Source organism: Pacificibacter sp., from assembly GCF_039769035.1.
In the GTDB taxonomy this organism is placed as follows: domain Bacteria; phylum Pseudomonadota; class Alphaproteobacteria; order Rhodobacterales; family Rhodobacteraceae; genus Celeribacter.
Genome location: NZ_JBDMZG010000033.1, coordinates 1 through 23,929, shown reverse-complemented (window position 1 = coordinate 23,929; position 23,929 = coordinate 1). Strand labels below are relative to the sequence as shown.

Annotated in this window: 38 protein-coding genes; 1 reads left to right on the top strand and 37 read right to left on the bottom strand. The window is 52.5% G+C overall.

The genetic code is table 11. The annotated features are described in order from the left end of the window. Position 1: 1 nt before the first annotated feature. From ABF287_RS03470 to rpmC, 26 genes are all read right to left on the bottom strand, one after another. Complete coding sequence (locus ABF287_RS03470; RefSeq protein WP_347183632.1) at positions 2-670, bottom strand: HAD-IA family hydrolase; 669 nt, start codon at positions 668-670, stop codon at positions 2-4. Continuing rightward, positions 667-1,707 carry an RluA family pseudouridine synthase gene (locus ABF287_RS03465; RefSeq protein ID WP_347183631.1) on the bottom strand — a complete coding sequence of 347 codons (1,041 nt, stop codon included), beginning with the start codon at positions 1,705-1,707 and terminating at the stop codon, positions 667-669. Before ABF287_RS03465 ends, ABF287_RS03470 begins: the two co-directional genes overlap by 4 nt. Next, positions 1,704-2,078: a fluoride efflux transporter CrcB gene (gene crcB / locus ABF287_RS03460; protein ID WP_347183630.1), complete on the bottom strand. Its 375-nt coding sequence runs from the start codon at positions 2,076-2,078 to the stop codon at positions 1,704-1,706. The genes ABF287_RS03465 and crcB overlap by 4 nt, the downstream gene beginning before the upstream one ends. A gap of 70 nt (positions 2,079-2,148) precedes the next feature. Continuing rightward, positions 2,149-3,462, bottom strand: a complete 1,314-nt coding sequence (locus ABF287_RS03455; RefSeq protein ID WP_347183629.1) for a replication-associated recombination protein A — start codon at positions 3,460-3,462, stop codon at positions 2,149-2,151. Positions 3,463-3,547: 85 nt separating this feature from the next. Further along, complete coding sequence (locus ABF287_RS03450) at positions 3,548-4,135, bottom strand: acyl-homoserine-lactone synthase (RefSeq protein ID WP_347183628.1); 588 nt, start codon at positions 4,133-4,135, stop codon at positions 3,548-3,550. Positions 4,136-4,188: 53 nt separating this feature from the next. Then, the gene (locus ABF287_RS03445) at positions 4,189-4,800 is read right to left on the bottom strand and encodes an autoinducer binding domain-containing protein (RefSeq protein ID WP_347183627.1); all 612 of its coding nucleotides are present in this window, start codon (positions 4,798-4,800) and stop codon (positions 4,189-4,191) included. A gap of 308 nt (positions 4,801-5,108) precedes the next feature. Then, complete coding sequence (gene rplQ, locus ABF287_RS03440) at positions 5,109-5,534, bottom strand: 50S ribosomal protein L17 (RefSeq protein WP_347183626.1); 426 nt, start codon at positions 5,532-5,534, stop codon at positions 5,109-5,111. Positions 5,535-5,687: 153 nt separating this feature from the next. Beyond that, positions 5,688-6,704 carry a DNA-directed RNA polymerase subunit alpha gene (locus tag ABF287_RS03435; RefSeq protein WP_347183625.1) on the bottom strand — a complete coding sequence of 339 codons (1,017 nt, stop codon included), beginning with the start codon at positions 6,702-6,704 and terminating at the stop codon, positions 5,688-5,690. 121 nt (positions 6,705-6,825) lie between these two features. Further along, positions 6,826-7,215, bottom strand: a complete 390-nt coding sequence (gene rpsK, locus ABF287_RS03430; RefSeq protein WP_347183624.1) for a 30S ribosomal protein S11 — start codon at positions 7,213-7,215, stop codon at positions 6,826-6,828. A gap of 15 nt (positions 7,216-7,230) precedes the next feature. Continuing rightward, entirely contained in the window at positions 7,231-7,599 is a 369-nt protein-coding gene (rpsM, locus tag ABF287_RS03425) for a 30S ribosomal protein S13 (RefSeq protein WP_347183623.1), read from the bottom strand. 364 nt (positions 7,600-7,963) lie between these two features. Next, positions 7,964-8,605: an adenylate kinase gene (locus tag ABF287_RS03420; RefSeq protein ID WP_347183622.1), complete on the bottom strand. Its 642-nt coding sequence runs from the start codon at positions 8,603-8,605 to the stop codon at positions 7,964-7,966. After that, a complete protein-coding gene (gene secY, locus ABF287_RS03415) occupies positions 8,602-9,960 on the bottom strand; it encodes a preprotein translocase subunit SecY (protein ID WP_347183621.1) in 1,359 nt (452 codons plus the stop codon). The genes ABF287_RS03420 and secY overlap by 4 nt, the downstream gene beginning before the upstream one ends. A gap of 101 nt (positions 9,961-10,061) precedes the next feature. Then, a complete protein-coding gene (rplO, locus tag ABF287_RS03410; RefSeq protein ID WP_347183620.1) occupies positions 10,062-10,532 on the bottom strand; it encodes a 50S ribosomal protein L15 in 471 nt (156 codons plus the stop codon). Positions 10,533-10,774: 242 nt separating this feature from the next. Then, positions 10,775-10,993, bottom strand: coding sequence for a DUF1127 domain-containing protein (locus ABF287_RS03405; protein ID WP_347183619.1), 219 nt, complete (start codon positions 10,991-10,993; stop codon positions 10,775-10,777). 217 nt (positions 10,994-11,210) lie between these two features. Then, on the bottom strand, positions 11,211-11,993 hold the full coding sequence (locus tag ABF287_RS03400; RefSeq protein ID WP_347183618.1) for an MBL fold metallo-hydrolase: 783 nt from the start codon (positions 11,991-11,993) through the stop codon (positions 11,211-11,213). Between the two features lie 141 nt (positions 11,994-12,134). Beyond that, positions 12,135-12,326 carry a 50S ribosomal protein L30 gene (gene rpmD / locus ABF287_RS03395; RefSeq protein WP_123794188.1) on the bottom strand — a complete coding sequence of 64 codons (192 nt, stop codon included), beginning with the start codon at positions 12,324-12,326 and terminating at the stop codon, positions 12,135-12,137. A gap of 12 nt (positions 12,327-12,338) precedes the next feature. Then, complete coding sequence (gene rpsE, locus ABF287_RS03390; RefSeq protein WP_347183617.1) at positions 12,339-12,908, bottom strand: 30S ribosomal protein S5; 570 nt, start codon at positions 12,906-12,908, stop codon at positions 12,339-12,341. Between the two features lie 126 nt (positions 12,909-13,034). Further along, positions 13,035-13,394: a 50S ribosomal protein L18 gene (gene rplR, locus ABF287_RS03385; protein WP_347183616.1), complete on the bottom strand. Its 360-nt coding sequence runs from the start codon at positions 13,392-13,394 to the stop codon at positions 13,035-13,037. Between the two features lie 11 nt (positions 13,395-13,405). Then, complete coding sequence (rplF, locus tag ABF287_RS03380) at positions 13,406-13,939, bottom strand: 50S ribosomal protein L6 (protein ID WP_347183615.1); 534 nt, start codon at positions 13,937-13,939, stop codon at positions 13,406-13,408. A gap of 10 nt (positions 13,940-13,949) precedes the next feature. Next, positions 13,950-14,342 carry a 30S ribosomal protein S8 gene (gene rpsH / locus ABF287_RS03375; protein WP_347183614.1) on the bottom strand — a complete coding sequence of 131 codons (393 nt, stop codon included), beginning with the start codon at positions 14,340-14,342 and terminating at the stop codon, positions 13,950-13,952. Positions 14,343-14,354: 12 nt separating this feature from the next. Further along, positions 14,355-14,660 (bottom strand): 30S ribosomal protein S14, encoded by a 306-nt coding sequence (gene rpsN / locus ABF287_RS03370; protein ID WP_347183613.1) that lies wholly within the window; start codon positions 14,658-14,660, stop codon positions 14,355-14,357. A gap of 19 nt (positions 14,661-14,679) precedes the next feature. Further along, complete coding sequence (gene rplE, locus ABF287_RS03365) at positions 14,680-15,243, bottom strand: 50S ribosomal protein L5 (protein ID WP_347183612.1); 564 nt, start codon at positions 15,241-15,243, stop codon at positions 14,680-14,682. Further along, the gene (gene rplX / locus ABF287_RS03360) at positions 15,243-15,548 is read right to left on the bottom strand and encodes a 50S ribosomal protein L24 (RefSeq protein WP_215990154.1); all 306 of its coding nucleotides are present in this window, start codon (positions 15,546-15,548) and stop codon (positions 15,243-15,245) included. The genes rplE and rplX overlap by 1 nt, the downstream gene beginning before the upstream one ends. After that, positions 15,548-15,916 carry a 50S ribosomal protein L14 gene (rplN, locus tag ABF287_RS03355; protein WP_123794180.1) on the bottom strand — a complete coding sequence of 123 codons (369 nt, stop codon included), beginning with the start codon at positions 15,914-15,916 and terminating at the stop codon, positions 15,548-15,550. The genes rplX and rplN overlap by 1 nt, the downstream gene beginning before the upstream one ends. Positions 15,917-16,027: 111 nt before the next feature. Then, complete coding sequence (rpsQ, locus tag ABF287_RS03350; RefSeq protein WP_347183611.1) at positions 16,028-16,255, bottom strand: 30S ribosomal protein S17; 228 nt, start codon at positions 16,253-16,255, stop codon at positions 16,028-16,030. A gap of 14 nt (positions 16,256-16,269) precedes the next feature. Further along, complete coding sequence (rpmC, locus tag ABF287_RS03345) at positions 16,270-16,470, bottom strand: 50S ribosomal protein L29 (RefSeq protein WP_347183610.1); 201 nt, start codon at positions 16,468-16,470, stop codon at positions 16,270-16,272. A 226-nt stretch (positions 16,471-16,696) separates the two neighbouring features. On the opposite strand from rpmC, the gene ABF287_RS03340 reads away from it, so the two are divergent. Next, positions 16,697-17,320 carry a TIGR02466 family protein gene (locus ABF287_RS03340; RefSeq protein ID WP_347183609.1) on the top strand — a complete coding sequence of 208 codons (624 nt, stop codon included), beginning with the start codon at positions 16,697-16,699 and terminating at the stop codon, positions 17,318-17,320. A 38-nt stretch (positions 17,321-17,358) separates the two neighbouring features. Here ABF287_RS03340 and ABF287_RS03335 read toward each other — a convergent pair whose 3' ends face one another. The 11 genes from ABF287_RS03335 to rpsJ form a co-directional block, all read right to left on the bottom strand. Continuing rightward, positions 17,359-17,505: a hypothetical protein gene (locus tag ABF287_RS03335; RefSeq protein ID WP_347183608.1), complete on the bottom strand. Its 147-nt coding sequence runs from the start codon at positions 17,503-17,505 to the stop codon at positions 17,359-17,361. A gap of 158 nt (positions 17,506-17,663) precedes the next feature. Next, positions 17,664-18,425, bottom strand: a complete 762-nt coding sequence (locus tag ABF287_RS03330; RefSeq protein ID WP_347183607.1) for an ion transporter — start codon at positions 18,423-18,425, stop codon at positions 17,664-17,666. Positions 18,426-18,721: 296 nt separating this feature from the next. After that, positions 18,722-19,135: a 50S ribosomal protein L16 gene (gene rplP, locus ABF287_RS03325; protein ID WP_123794175.1), complete on the bottom strand. Its 414-nt coding sequence runs from the start codon at positions 19,133-19,135 to the stop codon at positions 18,722-18,724. 13 nt (positions 19,136-19,148) lie between these two features. Further along, positions 19,149-19,856, bottom strand: coding sequence for a 30S ribosomal protein S3 (rpsC, locus tag ABF287_RS03320; RefSeq protein ID WP_347183606.1), 708 nt, complete (start codon positions 19,854-19,856; stop codon positions 19,149-19,151). Next, positions 19,856-20,236 carry a 50S ribosomal protein L22 gene (gene rplV, locus ABF287_RS03315; protein WP_347183605.1) on the bottom strand — a complete coding sequence of 127 codons (381 nt, stop codon included), beginning with the start codon at positions 20,234-20,236 and terminating at the stop codon, positions 19,856-19,858. The genes rpsC and rplV overlap by 1 nt, the downstream gene beginning before the upstream one ends. A gap of 3 nt (positions 20,237-20,239) precedes the next feature. Continuing rightward, positions 20,240-20,518, bottom strand: a complete 279-nt coding sequence (rpsS, locus tag ABF287_RS03310; RefSeq protein WP_009574008.1) for a 30S ribosomal protein S19 — start codon at positions 20,516-20,518, stop codon at positions 20,240-20,242. 3 nt (positions 20,519-20,521) lie between these two features. Further along, positions 20,522-21,361: a 50S ribosomal protein L2 gene (gene rplB / locus ABF287_RS03305; protein ID WP_347183604.1), complete on the bottom strand. Its 840-nt coding sequence runs from the start codon at positions 21,359-21,361 to the stop codon at positions 20,522-20,524. Between the two features lie 316 nt (positions 21,362-21,677). After that, positions 21,678-21,974 (bottom strand): 50S ribosomal protein L23, encoded by a 297-nt coding sequence (locus tag ABF287_RS03300; RefSeq protein ID WP_123794170.1) that lies wholly within the window; start codon positions 21,972-21,974, stop codon positions 21,678-21,680. Beyond that, positions 21,971-22,591, bottom strand: a complete 621-nt coding sequence (gene rplD / locus ABF287_RS03295; protein ID WP_123794169.1) for a 50S ribosomal protein L4 — start codon at positions 22,589-22,591, stop codon at positions 21,971-21,973. Before rplD ends, ABF287_RS03300 begins: the two co-directional genes overlap by 4 nt. Then, positions 22,588-23,313: a 50S ribosomal protein L3 gene (gene rplC, locus ABF287_RS03290; protein WP_347183603.1), complete on the bottom strand. Its 726-nt coding sequence runs from the start codon at positions 23,311-23,313 to the stop codon at positions 22,588-22,590. The genes rplD and rplC overlap by 4 nt, the downstream gene beginning before the upstream one ends. A gap of 14 nt (positions 23,314-23,327) precedes the next feature. After that, a complete protein-coding gene (rpsJ, locus tag ABF287_RS03285) occupies positions 23,328-23,636 on the bottom strand; it encodes a 30S ribosomal protein S10 (RefSeq protein ID WP_085848206.1) in 309 nt (102 codons plus the stop codon). Between the last annotated feature and the right edge of the window lie 293 nt (positions 23,637-23,929).

Here is a 23,929-nt window from a genome sequence, read left to right as displayed (position 1 = left end):
GTCAGTCCTTCCAAAGTTCGTCAAGCGCGCCAGCCAGCGCGCTAAAGTGGTCTATGACGCGATATGCGCCAGTGTCTGTCAGTGCGCCTGCACCGTGATATCCCCACGATACACCGATGGCATCGCAGCGCGCGGCGCGGGCCATTTCCATGTCATAAGTTGTATCGCCAATCACAACCGCATCCGCAGCCTCGATATTACAATCCGTCAAACAGGCCTGCACCATCGATGGGTGGGGCTTGGACGGGTGATCATCGGCACATTGCGTCGTGACAAAGTGGTCCGCAAAAGACCACTCCGCCAATAATGCATCCAAACCACGCCGACTTTTGCCAGTGGCAATGGCCAGCATGACATCGCTCCGCGCAACCAAGGCAGCAATGGCCTCTTCAGCACCATCATAAAGCGGCACAGGCGTGTCCGCGCGCAGCCTATTTTCGGAAAAACTTGTCTTATAGGCCTCAACCATCTGCGCCAACACAGCGTCCGACGCGCTTGGCGCCAAATCCCGCATCGCATAGGGCAAAGACAGGCCTACGATCGACAAAACAGCGTCGCGCGACGGCATCGGCAACTTGGCGACATCAAAAGCAGCCCTCATCGCAGATACAATGTGCCCCTGACTGTCGACCAACGTGCCATCGACGTCAAAAATAACAAGTTTTCTCATCTAAGCGTCTCAAACGGATCCTCTGCCGCCAAGTCTTCTGACCAGTCAAAGGTATCCCAACTGTTTTTCATGTGCTCAGGCAAAGGCGCTGTCACGCTCAAGGGTTTGCGTGTGACAGGGTGTTCAAATGCAATGCGACGTGCGTGCAAATGCAACTTCTTGCTGATCACACCGCCAAGCTGCGCGCCCCAACCATCGCCCATGTTTTCCTGACCAGAGCCACCGTATTTGCCGTCCCCCACAATCGGGTGCCCGATTTCGGCCATGTGCGCGCGCAATTGGTGGGTACGACCTGTCAAAGGCTCCATCGCGACCCAAGACGCACGGCTGCCAACACGGTAAAGCGTCGCGTAAAGCGTGCTCGCACGTTTCGCGCCTTCGGTGCTGTCGACATCACGCGGGTGCACCGCGTACATCTTTTCGCCCTCGCCGCCTTTGCCACGACCTGAGGCTTTCACCAGACCATATTTGATCTCGCCCAAGTACGGCACAGGCACACCAGCTACCAAGGCCCAGTAAATCTTGCGCGTGTTGCGGTGACGAAAGGCTTCGGTCAGCTTCGTGGCCATCGCAGGGGTGCGCGCCAAAACCAACGCGCCAGAGGTGTCTTTGTCCAAACGGTGCACAAGACGCGGCTTTTCCGCATAATCAAACCGCAACGCCTCGGACAATCCATCCACGTGACGCAACTGCTTCGACCCGCCTTGTGTCGGCAAACCAGCGGGCTTGTTGATCACAATGATATGGTCGTCTTTGTACAAAACCGATTGCTGCATCATTTTGATATCAGCGTTGGTCAGACGAATGTTGTTGTGCTTGGGCGCTTCAACATCTGGCAGCGGCGGCACACGCACAACATTGCCTGGACCGACACGGGTGTTCGATTTCGCCCGCCCGCCATCAACGCGAATATCGCCCTTGCGACACATCTTTTCGATGTTGCCTTGCGTGATCATCGGAAAGGATTTGCGAAACCACCGATCAAGACGCTGCTCTGGTTGATCGTCACCGATCGTAATCATTTGAACTTTGCTCATGCGAAGAAACCTCGTGCAACTGTGAGACCCAATGCAATGCCGCCGAGCGCCAAGGCCAAAGTGCCAAATACGTAAAGAGCCGCAAGCCCGAATTGGCCCCGCTCATAGATCGTAATCGCATCAAGCGAAAACGCAGAATAGGTCGTGAAACCACCCAAAAGGCCCGTCATCAACAAAGGTGCAAACCGCGTACCCGACTTATGCGCCAAGACCACGACCAACACCCCCATCAAAAACGACCCAACAAAGTTGACCGTCAATGTCCCCCACGGAAAGCCTTTGCCCAGCAGGCGTGCCATGCCAAGACCAGTCAAATAGCGTGCCGAAGCTCCGATTGCGCCGCCAAGGGCCACTTGCAGAAGGGGTATCATTTTGGTGTCCTTTTTCCAGTGTTCCTTGGGTCTCACAGGGCAAAATGTCAACAGATATAGGCCGTTTGGGTCATGTGCCCTTGCGCTGTGCCCTCAGCTTTTCGAAATAGGCGACCCTTTTCGCCAAATCCCGCTCAAACCCGCGTTCAACGGGGGCATAGAACTGTGTGCGCGGCAATGTTTCGGGGAAAAAGTTCTGGCCAGAAAACCCATCTTCAGAATCATGGTCATAGGCGTAGCCTGCCCCAAACCCCTGCTCTGCCATCATTTTGGTTGGCGCATTTAGGATGTGTTTGGGGGGCGGCTCGGACCCCGTTTTGCGCGCGGCTTCACGTGCTGATTTATAGGCCACATATGCGGCATTCGATTTCGGCGCGAGGGCCAAATAGATCACAGCCTGAGACAAGGCCAGCTCGCCCTCAGGCGATCCAAGCCGCTCAAACGTTTCCCATGCATGCAAGCAAATCGTCTGTGCTTGCGGGTCGGCCAAGGAAATATCTTCAACGGCCATACGCACCAAACGGCGGGCCAGATAGCGCGGGTCTTCTCCGCCTTCCAACATGCGTGCAAACCAATACAACGCAGCATCAGGGTCAGATCCGCGCACAGATTTGTGCAGCGCAGAAATGAGGTTGTAGTGCTCTTCGCCGGACTTGTCGTATTTCGCGGCACGGCGCATCAACCGCTTGCCCAGCTGATCCGAATTCAACGGGTCTTTGACGGTCCACGCCATGATTTGTTCGATCAAATTCAACAGCGTTCGACCATCTCCGTCCGCCATCTCAAACAACGTGTTACGCGCGTGATCGTCAAGCGGCATCGTGCGCTCCAACTCCGCCTCTGCACGCGCTGCCATTTGGGACAATTCATCAAGCGACAAGCGCTCCAGAATCATCACCTGACTGCGCGACATCACCGCTGCGTTCAGCTCGAAACTTGGGTTTTCGGTCGTGGCGCCCACAAGCAAAATGGTGCCGTCTTCCATGTGGGGCAAAAAGCTATCTTGCTGGGCTTTATTGAACCTGTGAATCTCGTCCACAAACAACAAGGTGCCCTTGCCGTTTTGACGCCGCAACTTCGCCGCATCAAACACTTTTCTCAGATCCGGCACGCCTGTGAAAATCGCGGAAATTTGCACGAAATGCAGGTCTGTTTCATCGGCCAGCAACCGCGCGATTGTGGTTTTGCCAACACCGGGCGGACCCCAGAAAATGATCGAAGACAAAGACCCAGACGCCAGCATCACGCCAAGCGGAGCCTCTGGCCCAAGGACCTGAGATTGACCAATAACATCGCTGAGGGATTGGGGGCGCAGTCGGTCTGCGAGCGGACGGGACGCATTCGCAACGGGGGCTGCTTCATCTGTTTGGAAAAGATCGGACATATGCGGACACTACGCCGCAAAACAGTGTCGTAAAAGAGAAAACGGGGCCGACATGGCGCGTCTCGGCCCCGATCATGGATGCATACTAGTGCAGTTTGTTAGACAGGTTGATACGGATACAGGCGTTGTTGGTGCCGCCAATGTCCATCACACGACCGATCACATCGATATCAAGCCCAACGCGACGGCCCCAGCGCGGACCCTTTTCTGGGATCAGACCAATCACGGATGTTGCACCGAGTTCACGTGCAGACAACGTCATTTCGTTGATCAGGTTCATCTGAACCCGCATACGGCTTTTGGCAGGCACACGGTGCGATACAAAAATACGGCTAGATTCCCATACATGCTGCGCCACTGGCGCTTCATCGAACAAAAGATCGGACGGAATACTGTCCAACAACCCACGCTGTGCGTCGCGGATCATGTAAGAATAAATGCCACACTTCGTTGTTGTGGGCGTCAAACGAATACCAGCGAGAACTTCGCCAAACTCATGTACCGCAATCCAACGAGATGCGGGCGTATCATATTGGTCGTATTCCATCCCATCTGCTTGAGGCAAGTCCCACTTGGCTTGCTGGATAAAAGTTTCGTGTCTAGCGCGAAGCATGTTCGCAAAAAGATCGCCATGGTTGTGCAGATTGGTGAAAGAAAGTGTGGTAGTTTGCATGGTAGTCTCCAGTGTTGGTTGATTTCTTCAACGCAACGCGAGAGCGCTTACCATCACAACAGCTTGATCTCCTTGGCTTTTTGGATAGCTTCTGAGGTTGTCCGCGCCATTAGACGCTCTCGGGCTGATACCAATCGTGCCTTCAAAGCACTTTCGGATATCCCGAGCTTGGCCGCGGCAGCTGCGTGACGATCACCGCCCGCGATGCACCGGAGGGCCTGAATTTGGGCAAGTGTCAATGCCGTTTGAGGTTCAGATACTTCATGCAAAGTACGCACAATTGTTGCGATCTTATCCATCTCAACATCTGTATATTCACGATCTTCGCGGGAACACCCGACAATAGATCGCGATTGAACTGGGCCACATGACACAGCCATTCCGTAATTCAGGCCGAATTCTTCAGCCTGCCTCCAAATATTAAATGGATCGGGGAGTTCTATTTCGCTCCACCTTGTTTGCCCTTCGCAGCTTAAACCCCACGCGATCATCGGATCGCGCAGTGCATATGCATTTGATGTATAGTGGTTGAGCCACTTGGGATCATACGTCGCTTCATACACAAGAGGTGCCGCAAAACGAATGTGCAGGCCTGCGGTGTACCCCATTGGCGCGACTTCACGCAGTTGGGCAAATAGACGATTGAGCTCTGTGGTACTGGACATCAAAATCATTCACTATCAAAGGTAGGACAACCTAAAGGAGACTGTCTAAGCTGAGGCTAAACCAAAGGTTCCTATTTGGGAAGGCTCAATCACTCACTTTTTTGGAGTGACTAAGGATTACCTAACGGTAAGGTCTTAATTTTCTACAAATACAAGCGAATGAAATTCACTCGTATTCTGCCAAAACTGCAACATATCGAAACATGCGACATCGCTTGGCTCAAACAAGACACAGCACTAACACTTTACATAGCAAAAAGGCCCTGTTCGATCGAACAGGGCCCAATTTCACGGATCGTCGCGCGCAATTAAGCGTCTGCGACAGTTCCATCTTCTTCTGCGAGGCGCGCTTTGTCAGCTGCACCTTTTGCAGACGCGTCACGATCAACGAATTCGATGATCGCCATTGGCGCGTTGTCGCCGTAACGGAAGCCAGCGCGAACGATACGCACGTAACCACCTTGACGCTCAGCGTAGCGTGGGCCGAGAACGTCGAAAAGTTTCTGAGCGAACTGCTCTTGCTTCAACTGGGAAGCCGCTTGACGACGGGCGTGCAAGTCGCCGCGTTTGCCCAAAGTCACCAATTTCTCGATGATTGGACGCAATTCTTTTGCTTTTGGCAAAGTTGTTTTGATTTGCTCATGTTCGATGAGCGAGCCGGCCATGTTCGCGAACATCGCTTTGCGGTGCTCGTGTGTACGGTTCAGGCGGCGGTAACCTCTAGCGTGACGCATTGTGTATCTCCTTTAGCGTGCTTTATACTTTGTCTGGCAGCCGATGCGTGTCAGCCACTCTCCTTGGGGTTCGGTTTTGAAAATCGATACCCTGATAGTCCCCGTACAAAACGGGCATTTGCGGGAGGAGACCGAAGCCTCCCCCCAAATCACTTAGAACTGGTCTTCGAATTTCTTAGCAAGATCTTCGATGTTCTCTGGTGGCCATTCTTCAACGTCCATACCGAGGTGCAGACCCATGCCGGACAACACTTCTTTGATCTCGTTCAAAGACTTGCGGCCGAAGTTAGGTGTGCGGAGCATCTCAGCTTCAGTTTTCTGAATGAGGTCACCGATGTAAACGATGTTGTCGTTCTTGAGGCAGTTCGCAGAGCGTACTGACAATTCAAGCTCATCCACTTTCTTAAGCAGAAGTGGGTTGAACTCGAGACCATCGTCTTCTTCTTGACGGTTGGCTGACTCAGGCTCGTCGAAGTTAACGAAGATACCAAGCTGGTCTTGCAGAATGCGTGCAGCGTAAGCCACAGCGTCTTCTGGTGTGACAGAGCCGTCAGTTTCGATTTTCAATGTGAGTTTGTCGTAGTCGAGAACCTGACCTTCGCGGGTCGGCTGCACGTCGTAAGACACTTTTTTCACAGGGGAGTAGATCGCATCAATGGCGATGAGGCCGATTGGTGCATCTTCTGGTTTGTTTTTCTCAGCAGACACGTAGCCTTTGCCAGTGTTGACTGTGAGTTCCATGAACAAATCAGCGCCGTCGTCGAGGTGACAGATGACGTGGTCTTTGTTCAAAACTTCGATGCCAGCAGATTCAGAGATGTCACCAGCTGTGACAACCATTGGACCTTTTGCAGAGATTGAAAGACGCTTAGGGCCTTCAACTTCCATGCGCAAAGCAACACCTTTGAGGTTCAAGATGACGTCAGTCACGTCTTCACGAACACCAGAGATCGAAGAAAATTCGTGCAGAACGTTGTCGATCTGTACAGATGTGATGGCAGCACCTTGCAGCGATGACATCAAAATGCGGCGCAGGGCGTTGCCCAACGTCAGACCGAAACCACGCTCAAGTGGTTCAGCAATAATAGTCGCTTGACGCGCTGGCTCGTTGCCAGGCTTCACTTCAAGCTGCTGTGGTTTGATGAGCTCGGCCCAATTCTTGTGGATCATGCTGTAGCCTCCATTCTTGTCCCGAACCCATGTCCTGAAGTAGGGGACGCCCGAGGGGTCTTAAAAACGCAAAAATAGACCGCGAGCAAAATTGCCCGCGATCCATAAATAGGTATCGAAATTATACGCGGCGGCGCTTTGGTGGGCGGCAGCCGTTGTGTGCCATTGGTGTAACGTCACGGATAGATGTAACGTTCAGACCAAGAGCAGCCAGAGCGCGCAATGCGGACTCACGGCCAGAACCTGGACCTTGAACTTCAACTTCCAGAGTTTTAACGCCGTGCTCTTGTGCTTTTTTACCAGCATCTTCAGCAGCCATCTGAGCAGCGTAGGGAGTCGATTTGCGCGATCCTTTAAAGCCCATTGTGCCAGCAGAAGACCAAGCGATTGCGTTGCCCTGAACGTCAGAGATCAAAATCTTGGTGTTGTTGAATGTAGAGTTTACGTGAGCAACGCCAGTGGCGATGTTCTTGGAAACTTTTTTCTTAGTGCGACGAGTTTCACGTGCCATGTCAAATTGCCTCCCTTACTTCTTCTTGCCAGCGATGGCTTTCGCAGGACCCTTGCGAGTACGTGCGTTGGTGTGTGTACGCTGACCACGTACTGGGAGGTTGCGACGGTGACGCAAACCAATGTATGAACCGAGGTCCATAGCGCGTTTGATGTTCATCTGCGTTTCACGGCGGAGGTCACCCTCAACAGTGTAGTTCGCATCGATGTGCTCGCGGATTGCAAGAACTTCGGAGTCGGACAGTTCGTTAACACGACGAGTTTCGTCGATGCCTACGGCTGAACAGATGTCTTTTGCGGATTTAGATCCGATACCCGTTACATAGGTCAAAGCGATAGGAAGACGCTTGCCTGTCGGGATGTTTACGCCGGCGATACGAGCCAATGTATATTCCTTTTTCGTTGCGATTCCGTAGTCCCGGAACCTTTTTTCACAACGGAAGCCCGCAAGTTTTTACCTACGGGCGTCAGCTGAATTCGATGATCTTCGCATTGGGAGCGACCCTGCTGCGAATCTATTGCCCCTTACGGGATGGGCTTGCTTACTGCTGTGCCTGCTGGGGGTCAACCCCTTTGGGCGCAAGTGCCAAAATTTCATGCCACGCCGGAAACTTGTGGCCTGTGCGGCGCATCTGAATGCCTCAAAATAAGGCGCAGGGCCGACCGCCTTTTGGGGGCCTGAAAGGACCACCTGAAAAGCAAAAAGGCCGCGCCCAGAACGGCACGGCCTTTTTAGAAACTGTTTGGTCTTATGCGAGTGCTTTGGAAATGTCCGCAGCAACCTCTTCAACACCTTGAAGACCGTCGACAGACTGCAACTCACCGCGCGCATAGTAGTAACCTACGAGCGCAGACGTTTTCTTGTAGTATTCCATCAAACGAGTCTTGAGGGATTCTGCGTTATCATCAGCGCGACGCTTCAGATCCGTGGAACCACATTCGTCACAAACACCGTCAGCTTGTGTCGGCTTTGTTTCGTCGTGGTACACTTCGCCACAATTGCCACATGTGAAGCGACCAGAGATCCGTGCCACGAGCGCAGAGTCATCGACCTGCATCTCAACAACCGTATCAAGCTTCACACCGTTGCGTTCCAACAAGGCATTCAACGCATCAGCTTGACCCAATGTCCGGGGGAACCCGTCAAAGATGTAGCCAGCAGAATTGCCTTCTAGGATTTTCTCTTCGATCAAACCGATCACGATTTCATCTGTGACCAACTGGCCAGCGTCCATGACAGCCGCGACTTTCTTGCCCATTTCTGAGCCAGATGTTCGCGCCTCCCGGAGCATATCGCCCGTGGACAGTTGCACCATGCCTCGCTCCTCAACGAGGCGGCGTGCTTGTGTGCCTTTACCCGCGCCGGGTGGTCCAAGCAGAATAATGTTCATCGTCTAGCGCTCCCTCGCTTGCCGCGCTTCTTGCCACGCAGCTGAGACTTCTCAATCAGACCTTCGTACTGGTGAGCCAGTAGGTGTGATTGCACTTGCTGAATCGTATCCATCGTTACCGAAACAACGATCAACACGGATGTCCCGCCAAAATAGAAAGGAATTGTGAATTGGCTACGCAAAATCTCCGGCAAGAGACAAACTGCCGCAAGGTAGGCGGAGCCAACAACCAAAAGACGCGTCACAATGTAGTCGAGATGCTCTTCGGTTTTCTTGCCAGGGCGAATCCCAGGGATGAAACCGTTCTGGTTTTTGAGATTCTCAGCAACTTCGTCAGACTTGAACGCAACATTGGCAGTGTAGAAGTAAGCGAAGAAGACGATCATGCCGGTAAAGAACAGCAAGTACAGCGGCTGACCTGGGCCGAAGTATGCGAGGATCGTCGACATCACAGGGCCAAGATCAGACTGACCAGAGAAGGTTGCGATCGTGGTTGGCAACAACAGCAAAGACGAGGCAAAGATCGCAGGGATAACGCCAGCAGGGTTCACCTTGATCGGCAAGTGGCTGCTTTGCGCGTCAAAGACCTTCATGCCTTGTTGGCGACGTGGGTACTGAATGTGCACTTTGCGCAGCGCACGTTCCATGAAGACCACAAAGGCAATCACCCCGACAATCATGGCCAAGACCACAACGATAACGAATGGAGAGATCGCACCAGAGCGACCTGAGGCCAAGAATTGTGCCAGCGCACTTGGGATCTCAGCAACGATACCAACGAAGATGATCAACGAAATGCCGTTGCCGATGCCGCGGTTAGTGATCTGCTCACCGAGCCACATCAAGAACATGGTACCGCCAACAAGCGTGATGATCACGCCGGCGCGGAAATACCAGCCCGCTTCATGGGCCAAATCGCCAGCTTCGAGTGAGGCCGCCAAGCCGTAAGCTTGGAACAAGGCCAAGGCAACCGTCCCGAAACGGGTGTATTGGTTGATCTTCTTGCGCCCTTGTTCGCCCTCTTTCTTGAGTTGCTCAAGTTTGGGGACCATGGCTGTCATAAGCTGGACGATGATCGACGCCGAAATATACGGCATGATACCAAGGGCAAAGATACCCATCCGGCCCAAAGCACCACCAGTGAACATCGACAGAATGCCGCCGATGCCGCTAGAGGCTTGTTCCATGAACTGTTGCAAGGCGTTGCCGTCGATACCAGGCACAGGGATAAAGGTCCCCAAGCGGTAGACGATCAACAAACCGAGAGTGAAAATAATACGTTGGCGCAGTTCTGTGGCTTTCCCGAGGGTGCCCCAGCTCATGTTCGCCGCCATTTGTTCTGCTGCAGATGCCATTAGGTCTCTCTTTCACGATAACGCCGCCGAACGGTCTCCCGGTCGGCGGCGCTTGGAAAACATAGAATTGATGTAGAGGGCCGCGCCCCCTATCACAACCCTTATTCGGCCGCTGGTGCCGCAACTGTGAGGGTGCCGCCAGCTTTTGCAACAGCTTCAACAGCTGCTTTAGACGCGCCAGTCACAGTGATGTTCAATTTGGAAGTCGCTTCGCCTTTGGCAAGAACGCGGATACCGTCCAATTTGCGGCGGATCAAACCAGAAGCAACAAGTGTGTCTTCGGTGATCGCTGCAGTCGCGTCGATTTTACCTTCGGCTACGAATTTTTCGATGAGGCCAAGGTTCACAACTGCGAATTTCTTGCGGTTTGGCTTGTTGAAGCCGCGCTTAGGAAGACGCATGTACAATGGCATTTGACCGCCTTCGTAGCCACCGATCGCAACACCTGAGCGGGATTTTTGACCTTTGATACCACGGCCACCCATTTTACCTGTGCCGGAACCAGGACCGCGACCAATACGTTTACGTTTCTTGGTTGCGCCTTCGTTGTCGTGAAGTTCGTGCAGTTTCATGTCGCTTCTCCTTGCCGGAACTGGCCCCCAGCGACGGAAGACCAAACACGGCGTATAAATAATGATTCTTGTAATCTCGAATAGATCACTGCGCGCGTATACGGGACTATGCGCTGTGTTTCAAGCGTGCTGTGACCCTCTCAGGCATCTTTCCCGACAGCTTTGCGCCAGAATGCAAAAAGACCCGCAACACATGCGGGCCTCTTCGACGGAGAATCGATCTGAGCAAACTTAACTGCAGCTTAGGCTTGGCGGCTGCCGTTCATAGCGGCTTCAAGAATGCTGCCACGGTTCAAACCGATGTCTGCCAATTCGCGATCTGTCAACGCGTCGAGTTTCGTGTATGTTTTCTCAACATTGCGTGCTTCGATGTATGCAGCGTATGCGCCTGAAATCGCAGCAAAAACTGGGGCGAATACAGAGCGGTTGGAAGCGTGTGAGTAAGTTGTAACATGTGCCATGGGGCAAAACCTTTTAGGATGAGCGCGATTTTCATTGCGATTAAATTTCAGTGCCCCGTGTTGGGGTGTTGATTATGATTTAGGCAAAATGAAAACTTTTGAGTAGAGCTAGAATCCCAACCCCGACATGCGCGCGCTGCATGGCTCAGACCTTCGAATCGTAAAAGCCCCCGCGATGATCAACGGGGGCCTTGTGATTTTTCTGACCGCTCCCAGGCTAGCCAAGCTCGCCGGGTTTGTACCAACCGCCCATCTTCACTTCAGATGTATCGCCCACCATTGCCGCAAAGGCTTGCGGGTCTTGCGTGCCGCCATCACGACCGCGGTAGTGATAGGGGTACACAAAGCTTGGCTTGAACGTCTTTACAGCTTCAGCCGCCTGTTCAGCTGTTTGCGTGAACGGCAAGTTCATGCAGATGAACGCCAAATCGATGTCTTTAAGCGCCAACATTTCAGGCGTGGGCTCGGTGTCGCCAGATATATAGGTGCGAAACCCCGCGACTGTGACGACATAGCCGTTGTCACGCCCCACGGGGTGGAACCTCATCCGCTCTTCGGTGGTGTTATGCGCGGTGATGGCATCGATGCCGATCTCACCCCACATCGCCGATTCGCCATTGGCCAAGGCTTGCGTGTTGGATTTGAGCGCCTCAGGCAGCTTGTCGAACACAGCACCGTTGGTGATCATCTGCGTGGTCTCACCCTTGATCGCCGTCAACGTGTCGACGTTAAAGTGATCCCCGTGCTCATGCGTAACCAAAATGAAATCGGCCGCCGGCATATCTGCGTACCCTGCGGCGTCGCCTACTGGATCGACATAGAAAACACCCGCAGGCGTTTCCATCACGAAGGACGCGTGACCGACGGGATGCACCTTAATCGCCCCATCCGCGAAAACATCGGACATATGGCCATCAGCGCGGGCAGCAAACGGCAGGACTGTAATTAAACCGGCGGCAGCGCCAGCATGTGTCAAAAAAGAACGGCGTGTGTGTGTCATCTGAAATCCTCCATGTCAGAGACAGATGGTAGCGCGAAATCTGTTTGCGGCAACATCACAAGACCGCGACCCCCAAAACGCAAAAACGCCCCGCTGTTTCCAGCAGGGCGTTTTCAAATGCTTTGGATCGAGAAGATCGACTTAGTTGTCGCGCTCTTCGATGATTTCCACCATGTGGGAAATCTTACGAACCATGCCGCGAACCGCAGGAGTATCTTCCAGCTCACGTGTTTTGTGCATTTTGTTGAGGCCAAGGCCAACCAACGTAGCGCGTTGGTCTTGTGGGCGACGGATCGGGGAACCGATCTGTTTTACAACGATTGTTTTAGCCATGATGTCTATTCCTTACGCTTCTGCTGTTTCAGCAGGTGCAGCTGCAGGGGCGTCATCTTTTTTCAAGATGTCAGCCACTTTTTTGCCGCGACGCTGAGCGACAGACCGTGGTGAAGACTCTTTTTTGAGGCCTTCTACGGTTGCACGAATCATGTTGTACGGGTTCGCGGAGCCGATGGATTTGGACACAACGTCCTGAACACCGAGCATTTCGAAAACAGCACGCATTGGACCACCAGCGATGATACCAGTACCTTGTGGTGCTGTACGCATAACCACTTTACCGGCGCCGTGACGGCCTTCGATGTCGTGGTGCAATGTGCGACCTTCTTTCAAAGGGACGCGGATCATTTGGCGTTTCGCTTGCTCAGTGGCTTTGCGGATGGCCTCAGGGACCTCTTTCGCTTTACCTTTACCGAAGCCAACGCGGCCTTTTTGATCGCCTACAACCACAAGAGCAGCAAAGCCAAAACGCTTACCACCTTTTACAGTTTTAGACACACGGTTGATCGCAACGAGGCGATCTGCAAATTCTGGAGTCTCATCGCGATCGCGACGGTTCCCACGGTTGTTATCTGCCATTGGGCATTCCTTTAATCGGTGGCGCGAGGCGCCTATGTTATCAATCCGAGTGAAAAACGCGAGGCGCTAGGCCTCACGTCTTCCCTGGATCATCGGGGTGGCAATCGCTTGCCACCCACAAGTCATTTAGAACTTCAGACCGCCTTCACGTGCAGCTTCGGCCAAGGCCTTAACTTTACCGTGAAAGAGGAAGCCGCCGCGGTCGAAGTAACATACTTCTACGCCAGCTTTCTTAGCCCGTTCTGCGATCGCTGCACCAACTTTGGCTGCTGCGTCGACGTTGTTTTTGCCAACCACACCGAGATCTTTCTCGAGTGAGGAAGCAGACGCGAGAGTCACGCCTTTTACGTCGTCGATCAACTGAACGCTGATGTTCTTGTTCGAACGATGGATAGACAGACGCGCACGTCCGTTTGCCATCTTGCGAAGTTTGTTCCGGACGCGCAGGCGGCGCTTCAAGAACAGGTCTCTTTTGCTGTTTGCCATGATCTACGTCCTTACTTCTTCTTACCTTCTTTGCGGAAGATATACTCGTCTTTGTATTTGATACCTTTGCCTTTGTAGGGCTCTGGTTTCCGCCATTCGCGAATATTTGCCGCGACTTGGCCAACGAGTTGTGCGTCTGTACCTTCAACAACGATTTCAGTTTGCTTCGGAGCTGTGACGGTTACGCCAGCAGGAACTTCGAAGAGAACATCATGTGAATAACCCAAAGCCAGTTTGAGAGTGTTACCTTGCATAGTTGCGCGGTAACCAACACCGTTGATCTCAAGCTCTTTTTTGAAGCCTGTAGATACGCCTGTCACCAAGTTTGCGATCACAGTGCGGGACATGCCCCACTGTTGACGCGCGCGCTTAGATTTGCCGCGAGGCGTGACAGTTACAGTGTTTTCCTCAACTGCGAGTGTTACATCGTCAGTTGCAGTGAATGAGTGAGTTGCCTTAGGGCCCTTCACTTCGATGGTCTGACCTGAGACAGAGGCAGTAACGCCGCTGGGCAGCTCGACCGGTTTTTTACCAATACGAGACATCAGACCCTCCTTAGAAGACTGTGCAAAGCACTTCGCCGCCAACATTGTTGGCACGAGCGTTTGCATCAGACATCACACCTTTAGGTGTGGAGACAATTGACAAGCCCAGGCCCTGACGGACTGTTGGGATGTCTTTGACACCGAGGTATACGCGACGACCAGGTTTTGAAACCCGTTTCACTTCGCGAATAACAGGAGTGCCTTCGAAGTATTTAAGGCTGATTTCAAGCGTTGGGTGACCAAGCTCGTTTGTGCCTTTTTCGTAGCCACGGATGTAACCTTCGTCGAGCAGTACGTCCAAGACCCATGCACGCAGCTTGGAAGCTGGTGTAGAGACAACGGATTTACCGCGCAGTTGAGAGTTACGGATACGTGTGAGCATATCGCCGATAGGATCGTTCATAATATACCCTCCTTACCAGCTTGATTTCACGAGACCAGGGATCTGGCCGAATGAGCCAAGTTCCCGCAGCATGATACGGCTGACCTTAAGCTTACGGTAGTAAGCGTGTGGACGGCCTGTCAGCTGACAGCGGTTGTGGAGACGTGTAGCCGAGCTGTTGCGCGGCAATTCAGCAAGCTTCATGGTCGCGCGAAAACGCTCTTCCATGGGCTTTTCTTGGTCATAGATGATCTCTTTGAGAGCAGCGCGTTTGGCAGCGTATTTTGCTACCAATTTCTCGCGTTTTGCCTCACGTGCGATCATGGATTTCTTAGCCATGTTAACTAACTCCTCGCGCTCAGCTGTTGAAAGGCATGTTGAAAGCTTTCAACAAGGCCTTAGCTTCTGCGTCAGTTTTCGCAGTGGTTGCGATTACGATGTCCATACCCCAGTTGACGTCAACTTTATCAAAGTCGATTTCAGGGAAGACGATGTGCTCTTTAAGACCCATGGCGTAGTTGCCACGGCCGTCAAAGGATTTGCCAGAGATGCCGCGGAAGTCGCGGATACGTGGCATAGCAATCGTGATCAGACGATCGAGGAATTCGTACATCTTTTCGCCACGAAGAGTAACCTTCGCGCCAAGAGGCATATCTTCACGAACGCGGAAACCAGCGATGGATTTCTTAGCGATTGTTGTCAAAGCCTTTTGACCAGCGATGAGTGTGAGATCTTCCTGAGCAGATTTTGCTTTTTTGGAATCACGCACAGCTTCAGCACCACAGCCGATGTTGAGAACGATTTTGTCCAAACGTGGGATCTGCATGTCGTTCTTGTAGCCAAACTCTTCTTTCAGAGCTGGGCGAACGGCGTCAGTGTACACGGTTTTAAGACGCGGAGTGTAATTTGCAGTATCAAGCATTAGATCACGTCTCCTGTGGACTTAGCGAAGCGCACTTTTTTGTCATCTTCCATACGGAAGCCAACGCGTGTTGCTTTGCCATTTGCGTCGAGGATCGCGAGGTTAGACAAGTCGATCGGCATGGAAACCGGCTTCTTGCCACCTTGGTCGCCCTGAGACGCTTTTGTGTGACGCAATGAGACGTTAACGCCTTCGATTACGGCTTTGCCTTTAGACGGGTTCACAGAAGCGATTTCGCCCTGTTTGCCTTTGTCTTTACCAGCGAGAACGATGACCTTGTCACCTTTGCGGAGTTTAGCAGCCATTACAGCACCTCCGGAGCAAGTGAGATGATCTTCATAAAGTTTTTCGCACGCAATTCGCGAACAACTGGTCCAAAGATACGTGTACCTACTGGCTCGTTGTTGTTGTTCAAAATAACAGCAGCGTTGCTGTCAAATTTGATTGCTGTGCCGTCTTCACGACGAACTTGTTTTGCTGTGCGAACGACGACGGCTTTACGCACGTCACCTTTTTTCACACGGCCACGTGGAATGGCTTCTTTCACCGATACAACGATGATGTCACCCACTGACGCGTAACGACGGTGTGAGCCGCCGAGAACCTTGATGCACTGAACACGGCGAGCGCCGCTGTTGTCAGCTACATCCAGATTGGTCTGCATCTGAATCATGTGGTTTCTCCCGACCTTTGGGGTTGCCTGCAGCGGCGTCTTTCCCCAGGGTTTCGATTATGCTGAGTTACTCTGGCACAATCGATTTCAACTGATGTTAAAATCGAATGATTATGCGAGAACTTCCCAACGCTTGGTTTTCGACTTTGGTGCACATTCCTGAATACGGACTGCATCACCAACGTTGAATGAGTTGTTCTCATCGTGCGCCCGGTATTTTTTGGACTTACGAATTGTTTTCTTGAGAACTGGGTGTTTGAAGCGGCGTTCAACGGAAACAGTCACTGTTTGCTCGTTTTGGTTAGACGTCACAACACCTGTAAGGATACGTTTAGGCATAGTCTCAGCTCCTCTTACTCAGCCGCAGCTGCGGCTTTTTCGTTCAAAATCGTCTTTACGCGTGCAGCTGCACGGCGCGCTTTACGGATTTGAACGGTGTTTTCGAGCTGACCAGTTGCTTGTTGAAAGCGCAGGTTGAAAGACTCTTTTTTCATGTTTGCCAGCTCTTCGCGAAGCTGGTCTGGCGTTTTAGCGCGCAGTTCGTCGGCGTTCATAGCCTTATCCTTTTCCTAAGCACCAGTGGGCCCCCGTTAGGGTCACCCAGTCTCTGGTGGGTAATGTCAAAACACACGAATCCCCTGACGAGGTTCGAGCGATGCGCCTCTATACGGGTGATAGGGGGTTAGGGCAAGCCTTTGTTGCCCCTTTTTTCTATAGTGTTTTCACGGCATAACAGCCACAGAAATAAGATCACCGCATCACCATCAGAAAGCCGCCCCTATGTCCAACATCACATCCCTTTTCGTCACCCGCCTGTACCGCGCTGCATTGAAGGAATTTGGCACGCCTGTGGACGCCGATGAGTTGGAAAACTCTTGTCTCTCCATTGCCGAAGATGACGAGGCCGGCCAAGACTGGTGTGAGGCCAATGATTTTCCGGGCTACACCAGTTACGCGTCCCTCACCGACCTCGCGTGGCGCTTTCCGATCTTCAAAGACATTGTCGACAGCCTCGATCAACATGTCGCGGCCTTTGCCGAAGACCTGCAATTCGACCTTGATGACCGCAAGTTGGTTTTGGAAGACCTGTGGATCAACATCCTGCCCGAAGGCGGCACGCATTCAGCGCACATCCACCCGCATTCTGTGATCTCTGGTACGACCTATGTGGCCATGCCCGAAGGTGCGTCCGCGCTCAAACTCGAAGACCCGCGTCACGCCATGATGATGGCCGCCCCACCCCGCCTCAAAGATGCGCGCGAAGAGATGAAGAATTTCGTTTACGTGAAACCTGCGGTCGGTGATGTATTGCTCTGGGAAAGCTGGCTGCGCCACGAAGTCCCAATGAACATGTCCGAAGACCACCGCATTTCAGTGAGCTTTAATTACCGGTGGGGCGAGTAACAGCTCGCGCCACAGGTGCTGAAAACGCGCGAAGCCCACTACACTCCACGAAATTTGGGAACTGCATTGTAGCCGCGCTTAGGGTCATTGGCTCCAAGCGCGACAATGAGTTCCATTTCGCGTTGGCCAACTTCAATTTTGTCATCACTCTCAAACAGGATTTCACGTCTAATTGTGAAATCCATGAGCTCCTCCCTAGTGAAATCTGCCTCGACCTTGCTGTAGTTCCATGATCCAAAGTATCGGATTGTATGGCCGTTTTTCCCGATATCTTTACCAATATAGATTTTTCCGTTTGGGAATGTGATTTTATACACGACATATAGGAATTTGCGGCTGCCCATCACTTCTCCAAAGCTCGCTCGATCCGTTCCAGACGCGCCATGAGTTCGTCGCGGTGTTCTTGGGTTGAGGCGTTGGCTTCTTCGGCGTGGGCGTCTTGCATGGAGTTGACGATTAGACCCACGACCAAGTTCATCACGGCAAAGGCTGTGACCAAGATGAACGGGATAAAGAACAGCCACGCATTTGGATGCATTTCCATAACAGGGCGTACGATGCCCATGGACCAGCTTTCCAGCGTCATCACTTGGAACAGCGAGTAAAGCGATCCGCCCAAGGTGCCGAACCACTCGGGGAAGGTCTCGGCGTAGAGTTTGGTCGCGATCACGGCCCCGATGTAAAAGATGATGCCTGTGAGGAAGAACACCGACGCCATGCCGGGCAGCGCCATGATGAAGGCCTCTACGACGCGGCGCAGCGAGGGCACGACGGACACGACCCGCAGCAGTCTCAGGATGCGCAGGGCGCGCAGGACCGACAGGCCCGCGCCTGCTGGTGAATAGGAAATGCCGATGATGACGAAATCAAACATGCCCCAGCCGGATTTAAAGAACCTCCAGCCGCGGGCATAGATTTTGGCGATGATCTCGAAGGTGAAGATCGCAAGACACAGGGTGTCCAACGCGGCGATCAACCCACCAGCGCGCGCCATCACGGTGTCAGAGGTCTCAAGACCCAGAATGATCGCATTGAACAAGATGACGCCCATGATGATATTTTGGGTCAAGGGCCGATCAATAAGGTCAGCAATCTGTGCGCGCATTTTGGGGGAACTCCTGAGATGTGTTTGAGCGGATATGGCGACTGTTGCGCGGGGGATCAACCCTCAACACGCACGATCAGTTCGGACGGCGGGAAAGCATATTGCGATGGGGGCTGTCGCGCGGGCGTTGGCCCTTATGACGTGCCTTTAAAACATGTAAAACGATATCGGCCGAAACCTTGCAAACATGTAAAACTCGGCGGCCATTCGGCAAGCAAAAACCCCCGCCGATTTCTCGACGGGGGTTTTTAAATTTCATGACTTGGTCGATGTCCGCCCCGAAAGGCGATCAACGTTTACCAGTCTTCGCGAACCACTGTGCGGGTTTTGACTGGCAATTTCATTGCAGCAAGGCGCAGGGCCTCACGCGCAACGTCTTCACCAACGCCGTCGATTTCGAACATGACGCGGCCAGGTTTGACCTTGCATGCCCAGTAATCCACGGAGCCTTTACCTTTACCCATACGAACTTCGGTCGGTTTGGATGTGACAGGTACATCTGGGAAGATGCGGATCCAAACACGGCCCTGACGTTTCATGTGGCGTGTCATTGCACGACGAGCAGCTTCGATCTGACGAGCAGTTACGCGCTCAGGCTCAAGAGCCTTAAGACCGTAAGTGCCGAAGTTCAGATCAGATCCGCCTTTGGCGAGACCTTTGATGCTGCCTTTGTGCATCTTGCGAAATTTTGTACGCTTTGGCTGAAGCATTTATCAGATCTCCTTAGCGACGGCCGCGGTCGCCACGTGGCGCCGGACCTTGTTGTGCTTCTTCGAGACGACGGTCACGAGCCTGTGGATCGTGTTCCATGATCTCGCCTTTGAAGATCCAAACTTTGATGCCGATGATGCCGTAAGCAGTCATAGCTTCGAAGTGTGAGTAATCAATGTCCGCACGCAAAGTGTGCAACGGAACGCGACCTTCGCGGTACCATTCAGTACGCGCGATTTCAGCACCACCAAGACGGCCAGCAACGTTAACGCGGATACCAAGGGCACCCTGACGCATGGAGTTCTGAACCGAACGCTTCATAGCGCGGCGGAAGGAAACACGGCGTTCCAATTGTTGAGCGATAGACTCAGCAACGAGAGCAGCATCGAGATCTGGCTTGCGAACTTCAACGATGTTGAGGTGCAATTCAGACTCAGTCATCGCAGCGATCTTCTTGCGAAGCGTTTCGATGTCAGCGCCTTTTTTACCGATGATCACACCAGGACGTGCAGTGTGGATAGTCACACGGCATTTCTTGTGTGGACGTTCGATGATCACGCGAGAGATGCCAGCTTGCTTGCACTCTTCTTTGATGAATTCGCGGATTTTGATGTCTTCAAGAAGAAGATCACCGAAATCTTTGGATTCTGCGTACCAGCGGCTGTCCCAAGTGCGGTTGATCTGCAGACGCATGCCGATTGGATTGACTTTATGACCCATTAGCTTTGCTCCTCATTCTGACGCACCAAAATGGTGATTTCGGCGAATGGCTTCAAGATCTTGCCAAAACGACCACGTGCACGTGGACGACCACGTTTCATAGTCAGGTTTTTACCAACCCAAGCTTCGGCAACGATGAGCTCATCGACGTCGAGGTTGTGGTTGTTTTCAGCGTTGGCAATTGCGGACTGAAGACATTTCTTCACGTCAGCTGCGATGCGCTTGTTCGAAAATGTAAGGTCTGTGAGGGCCTTATCAACTTTCTTACCGCGGATCATCTGAGCAACGAGGTTGAGCTTTTGCGGAGACGTACGGAGCATGCGTGTTTTCGCCATTGCTTCGTTGTCGGCCACGCGGCGGGGATTTGATACCTTACCCATGACTTATTTCCGTTTCGCTTTTTTGTCTGCAGCGTGACCGTAGTAGGTACGAGTTGGTGAGTACTCACCGAACTTTTGACCAATCATGTCTTCTGTGACGTTTACAGGAATGTGCTTACGGCCGTTGTACACACCAAAGGTGAGACCAACAAACTGAGGCAAAATTGTTGAGCGGCGGGACCAGATCTTGATGACCTCGTTACGACCAGACTCACGAGCTTTCTCGGCTTTCTTGAGGACGTACGCGTCCACAAATGGGCCTTTCCAGACAGAACGTGCCATATTCTAGCGACCCTTCTTCCGAGCATGACGGGAGCGGATAATAAGTTTATCTGTCCCTTTGTTTTTACGCGTTTTCGCGCCTTTAGTTGGCTTACCCCATGGTGTCACTGGGTGACGACCACCAGACGTACGACCTTCACCACCACCGTGCGGGTGATCGATCGGGTTCATAACAACACCACGTACGGATGGGCGGATGCCCTTGTGGCGGTTACGGCCGGCTTTACCAAGGTTTTGGTTGGAGTTGTCAGGGTTGGACACAGCGCCAACAGTTGCGATGCATTCTTGGCGAACCATGCGCAACTCGCCAGAAGAAAGGCGGATCTGAGCGTAGCCACCGTCCCGACCAACGAACTGAGCGTAAGTACCAGCAGCACGAGCGATTTGACCGCCTTTGCCTGGCTTCATCTCAACGTTGTGGACGATAGTACCGATTGGAAGACCAGAGAACGGCATAGCGTTACCAGGCTTCACGTCAGCTTTTGCAGAAGCGATGACTGTGTCACCAACTGCAAGACGCTGAGGAGCGATGATGTAAGCTTGCTCTCCGTCTTCGTATTTGATTAGGGCGATGAACGCGGTGCGGTTCGGGTCATATTCGATCCGTTCTACAGTCGCTGGGACATCAAATTTGTTACGCTTGAAATCGACGATGCGGTAAAGACGCTTAGCGCCCCCGCCGATGCGACGCATCGTGATCCGTCCGGTGTTGTTCCGGCCGCCCTTTTTAGTCAAACCCTCAGTGAGTGATTTAACTGGACGTCCTTTCCAAAGCTCCGAACGGTCGATCAGAACCAGCCCGCGCTGGCCAGGCGTCGTTGGTTTGTACGACTTTAGTGCCATAGTTTCTGTCTTCCGTTTGCTTTGTGACCTTATGCTCAGGTTGCCCTGAAGGTCTGTGTGTAGGCCCCCGTAGGTGCCCAATGTCATATATCAAAAGGCCACAGAACGAATCTGTAGCCATAAGATTGCTGGGGAGTACCAGAGGGGGGATTGGGTGTCTAGTGAAGAGTAGGGTTTTGTCGCTGGAATCTGTTCACTCAACGCCAACACGAAAAGTGGATCCGCCGAACAATGGCTCCGCAGCTATAATATAGCAAAAAGCCCCCCGATTGCTCGGAGGGCTTTTCAATTTCTAACCAGTCAAATCCGAAAGGATTTAGAGACCAGTGGACACGTCGATGGAGTTGCCTTCTTCGAGTGTCACGTAAGCTTTTTTAACGTCTTTGCGTTTGCCGAGCATTCCGCGGAAGCGTTTTGCTTTACCTTTTGTGATCGATGTGTTCACGGCTTTAACTTTCACACCAAAGAGCGTTTCAACGGCTTCTTTGATTTGTGGTTTGTTAGAGTCGATCGCTACTTCGAAAACAACCGCACCATTTTCGGAAGCCATAGTGGCTTTCTCAGTGATGATAGGCTTACGAATTACGTCGTAGAGTTCTGATTTAGTGGTCATTTGAGGCGAGCCTCCAGAGCTTCGACAGCTGATTTTGTGAGCACGAGTGTGTCACGCTTCAGAATGTCGTATACGTTTGCGCCCATTGTTGGCAGGATGTCCACACCAGTCAAGTTTGCCGCAGCAGCCTTGAGGTTGGCGTCGATGTCAGCACCATCAATGATAAGAACGCGTTTCCAGCCCTGCTCTTTAACAGCTTTTGCAAGAACCGCAGTCTTCGCACCAGCCAATTTGGCGTCGTCGAGGATCACAAGGTTACCTGCGCCTGCTTTTGCAGAGAGCGCGTGCTTGAGGCCAAGTTTACGGAATTTCTTCGTAAGCTCGTGACCGTGAGACCGCGGTGTAGGACCTTTGTAGATACCACCTTTGCGGAAGATAGGCGCCTTGCGGGACCCGTGACGTGCGCCACCGGTGCCTTTTTGGCGGTAGATCTTCTTCGTGGAGTAGCTAACTTCTGAGCGTGTCTTTACCTTGTGTGTACCAGCTTGCGCTTTGTTGCGCTGCCAGCGGACCACACGGTGAAGAATGTCTGCACGTGGCTCAAGACCGAAGAGTGCTTCGTCGAGATCCAATGTGCCAGCTTTTTCGCCGTCAAGTTTGATTACGTCAAGTTTCATGCTTCACCTCCTTCAGCAGGTGCTTCAGCCGGAGCTTCAGTAACCGCAGATTTCAAGGCAGCTGGAAGTGGCGCGTTCTCAGGGAACGGCTTTTTCACAGCGTCTTTGACAGTGACCCAACCACCTTTGGAGCCAGGAACAGCGCCTTTAACCATGATCAAGCCACGGTCAGCGTCTGTACGGACAACCTGAAGGTTTTGTGTCGTGACACGAGCAGCGCCCATGTGACCAGCCATTTTCTTACCTTTGAAAACTTTACCTGGATCTTGACACTGACCAGTCGAACCATGCGAACGGTGAGAGATAGACACACCGTGTGTCGCACGCAGACCGCCAAAGTTGTGACGCTTCATCGCACCAGCAAAACCTTTACCGATAGATGTACCGGCAACGTCAACGTATTGGCCTTCGAAGTAATGCTCAGCAGAGATTTCTTCACCAACAGCGATGAGGTTCGCTTCGTCTACGCGGAATTCTGCGATTTTGCGTTTTGGCGCAACATTCGCAGCGGCGAAAACGCCACGCATAGCTTGGGATGTGCGTTTTGCTTTTGCATTGCCACAACCGAGCTGAACAGCTGTGTAGCCGTGCTTCTCAGATGTGCGCTGCGCAACAACCTGCAAGTTTTCGAGTTGAAGAACAGTAACAGGAACCTGTTTGCCGTCTTCCATGAACAAGCGGGTCATGCCCACTTTTTTCGCGATAATACCAGAGCGCAACATATTCAATTGCCCCCTTATACTTTGATTTCGACGTCAACGCCGGCAGCAAGGTCGAGCTTCATCAGCGCGTCTACTGTTTGCGGTGTTGGGTCTACGATGTCGAGAAGACGCTTGTGCGTACGGATCTCGAACTGATCGCGGGATTTCTTGTCAACGTGTGGACCACGCAAAACAGTGAATTTTTCGATTTTGTTTGGCAGTGGGATCGGGCCACGTACTTGAGCGCCGGTGCGCTTAGCAGTGTTCACGATTTCCTGTGTAGATGCGTCAAGAACGCGGAAATCAAATGCCTTCAACCGAATGCGGATGTTTTGGCTTTGCATTGCAATGCCTCCGTTTAGGCTTTTAAGTTGAGAGGTCGAAGCACCTTATTGCACCCCCACATCGAACCCAAAATGGGCAAGACGAATCTCACCCGTAGTATTCGTTTGATACGAATTGCTGCCCAATACAGTGCGAATCTGCTTGTGGCAATACCCTTAAGTAAAAAAGGGAATATAGAGCAAAAAGGGCGCCCTGTTGGACGCCCTTTCTAAGTCATATCGGTGTGTAGATTACTCTACGATTTTAGACACAACACCGGAACCAACTGTGCGGCCACCTTCGCGGATCGCGA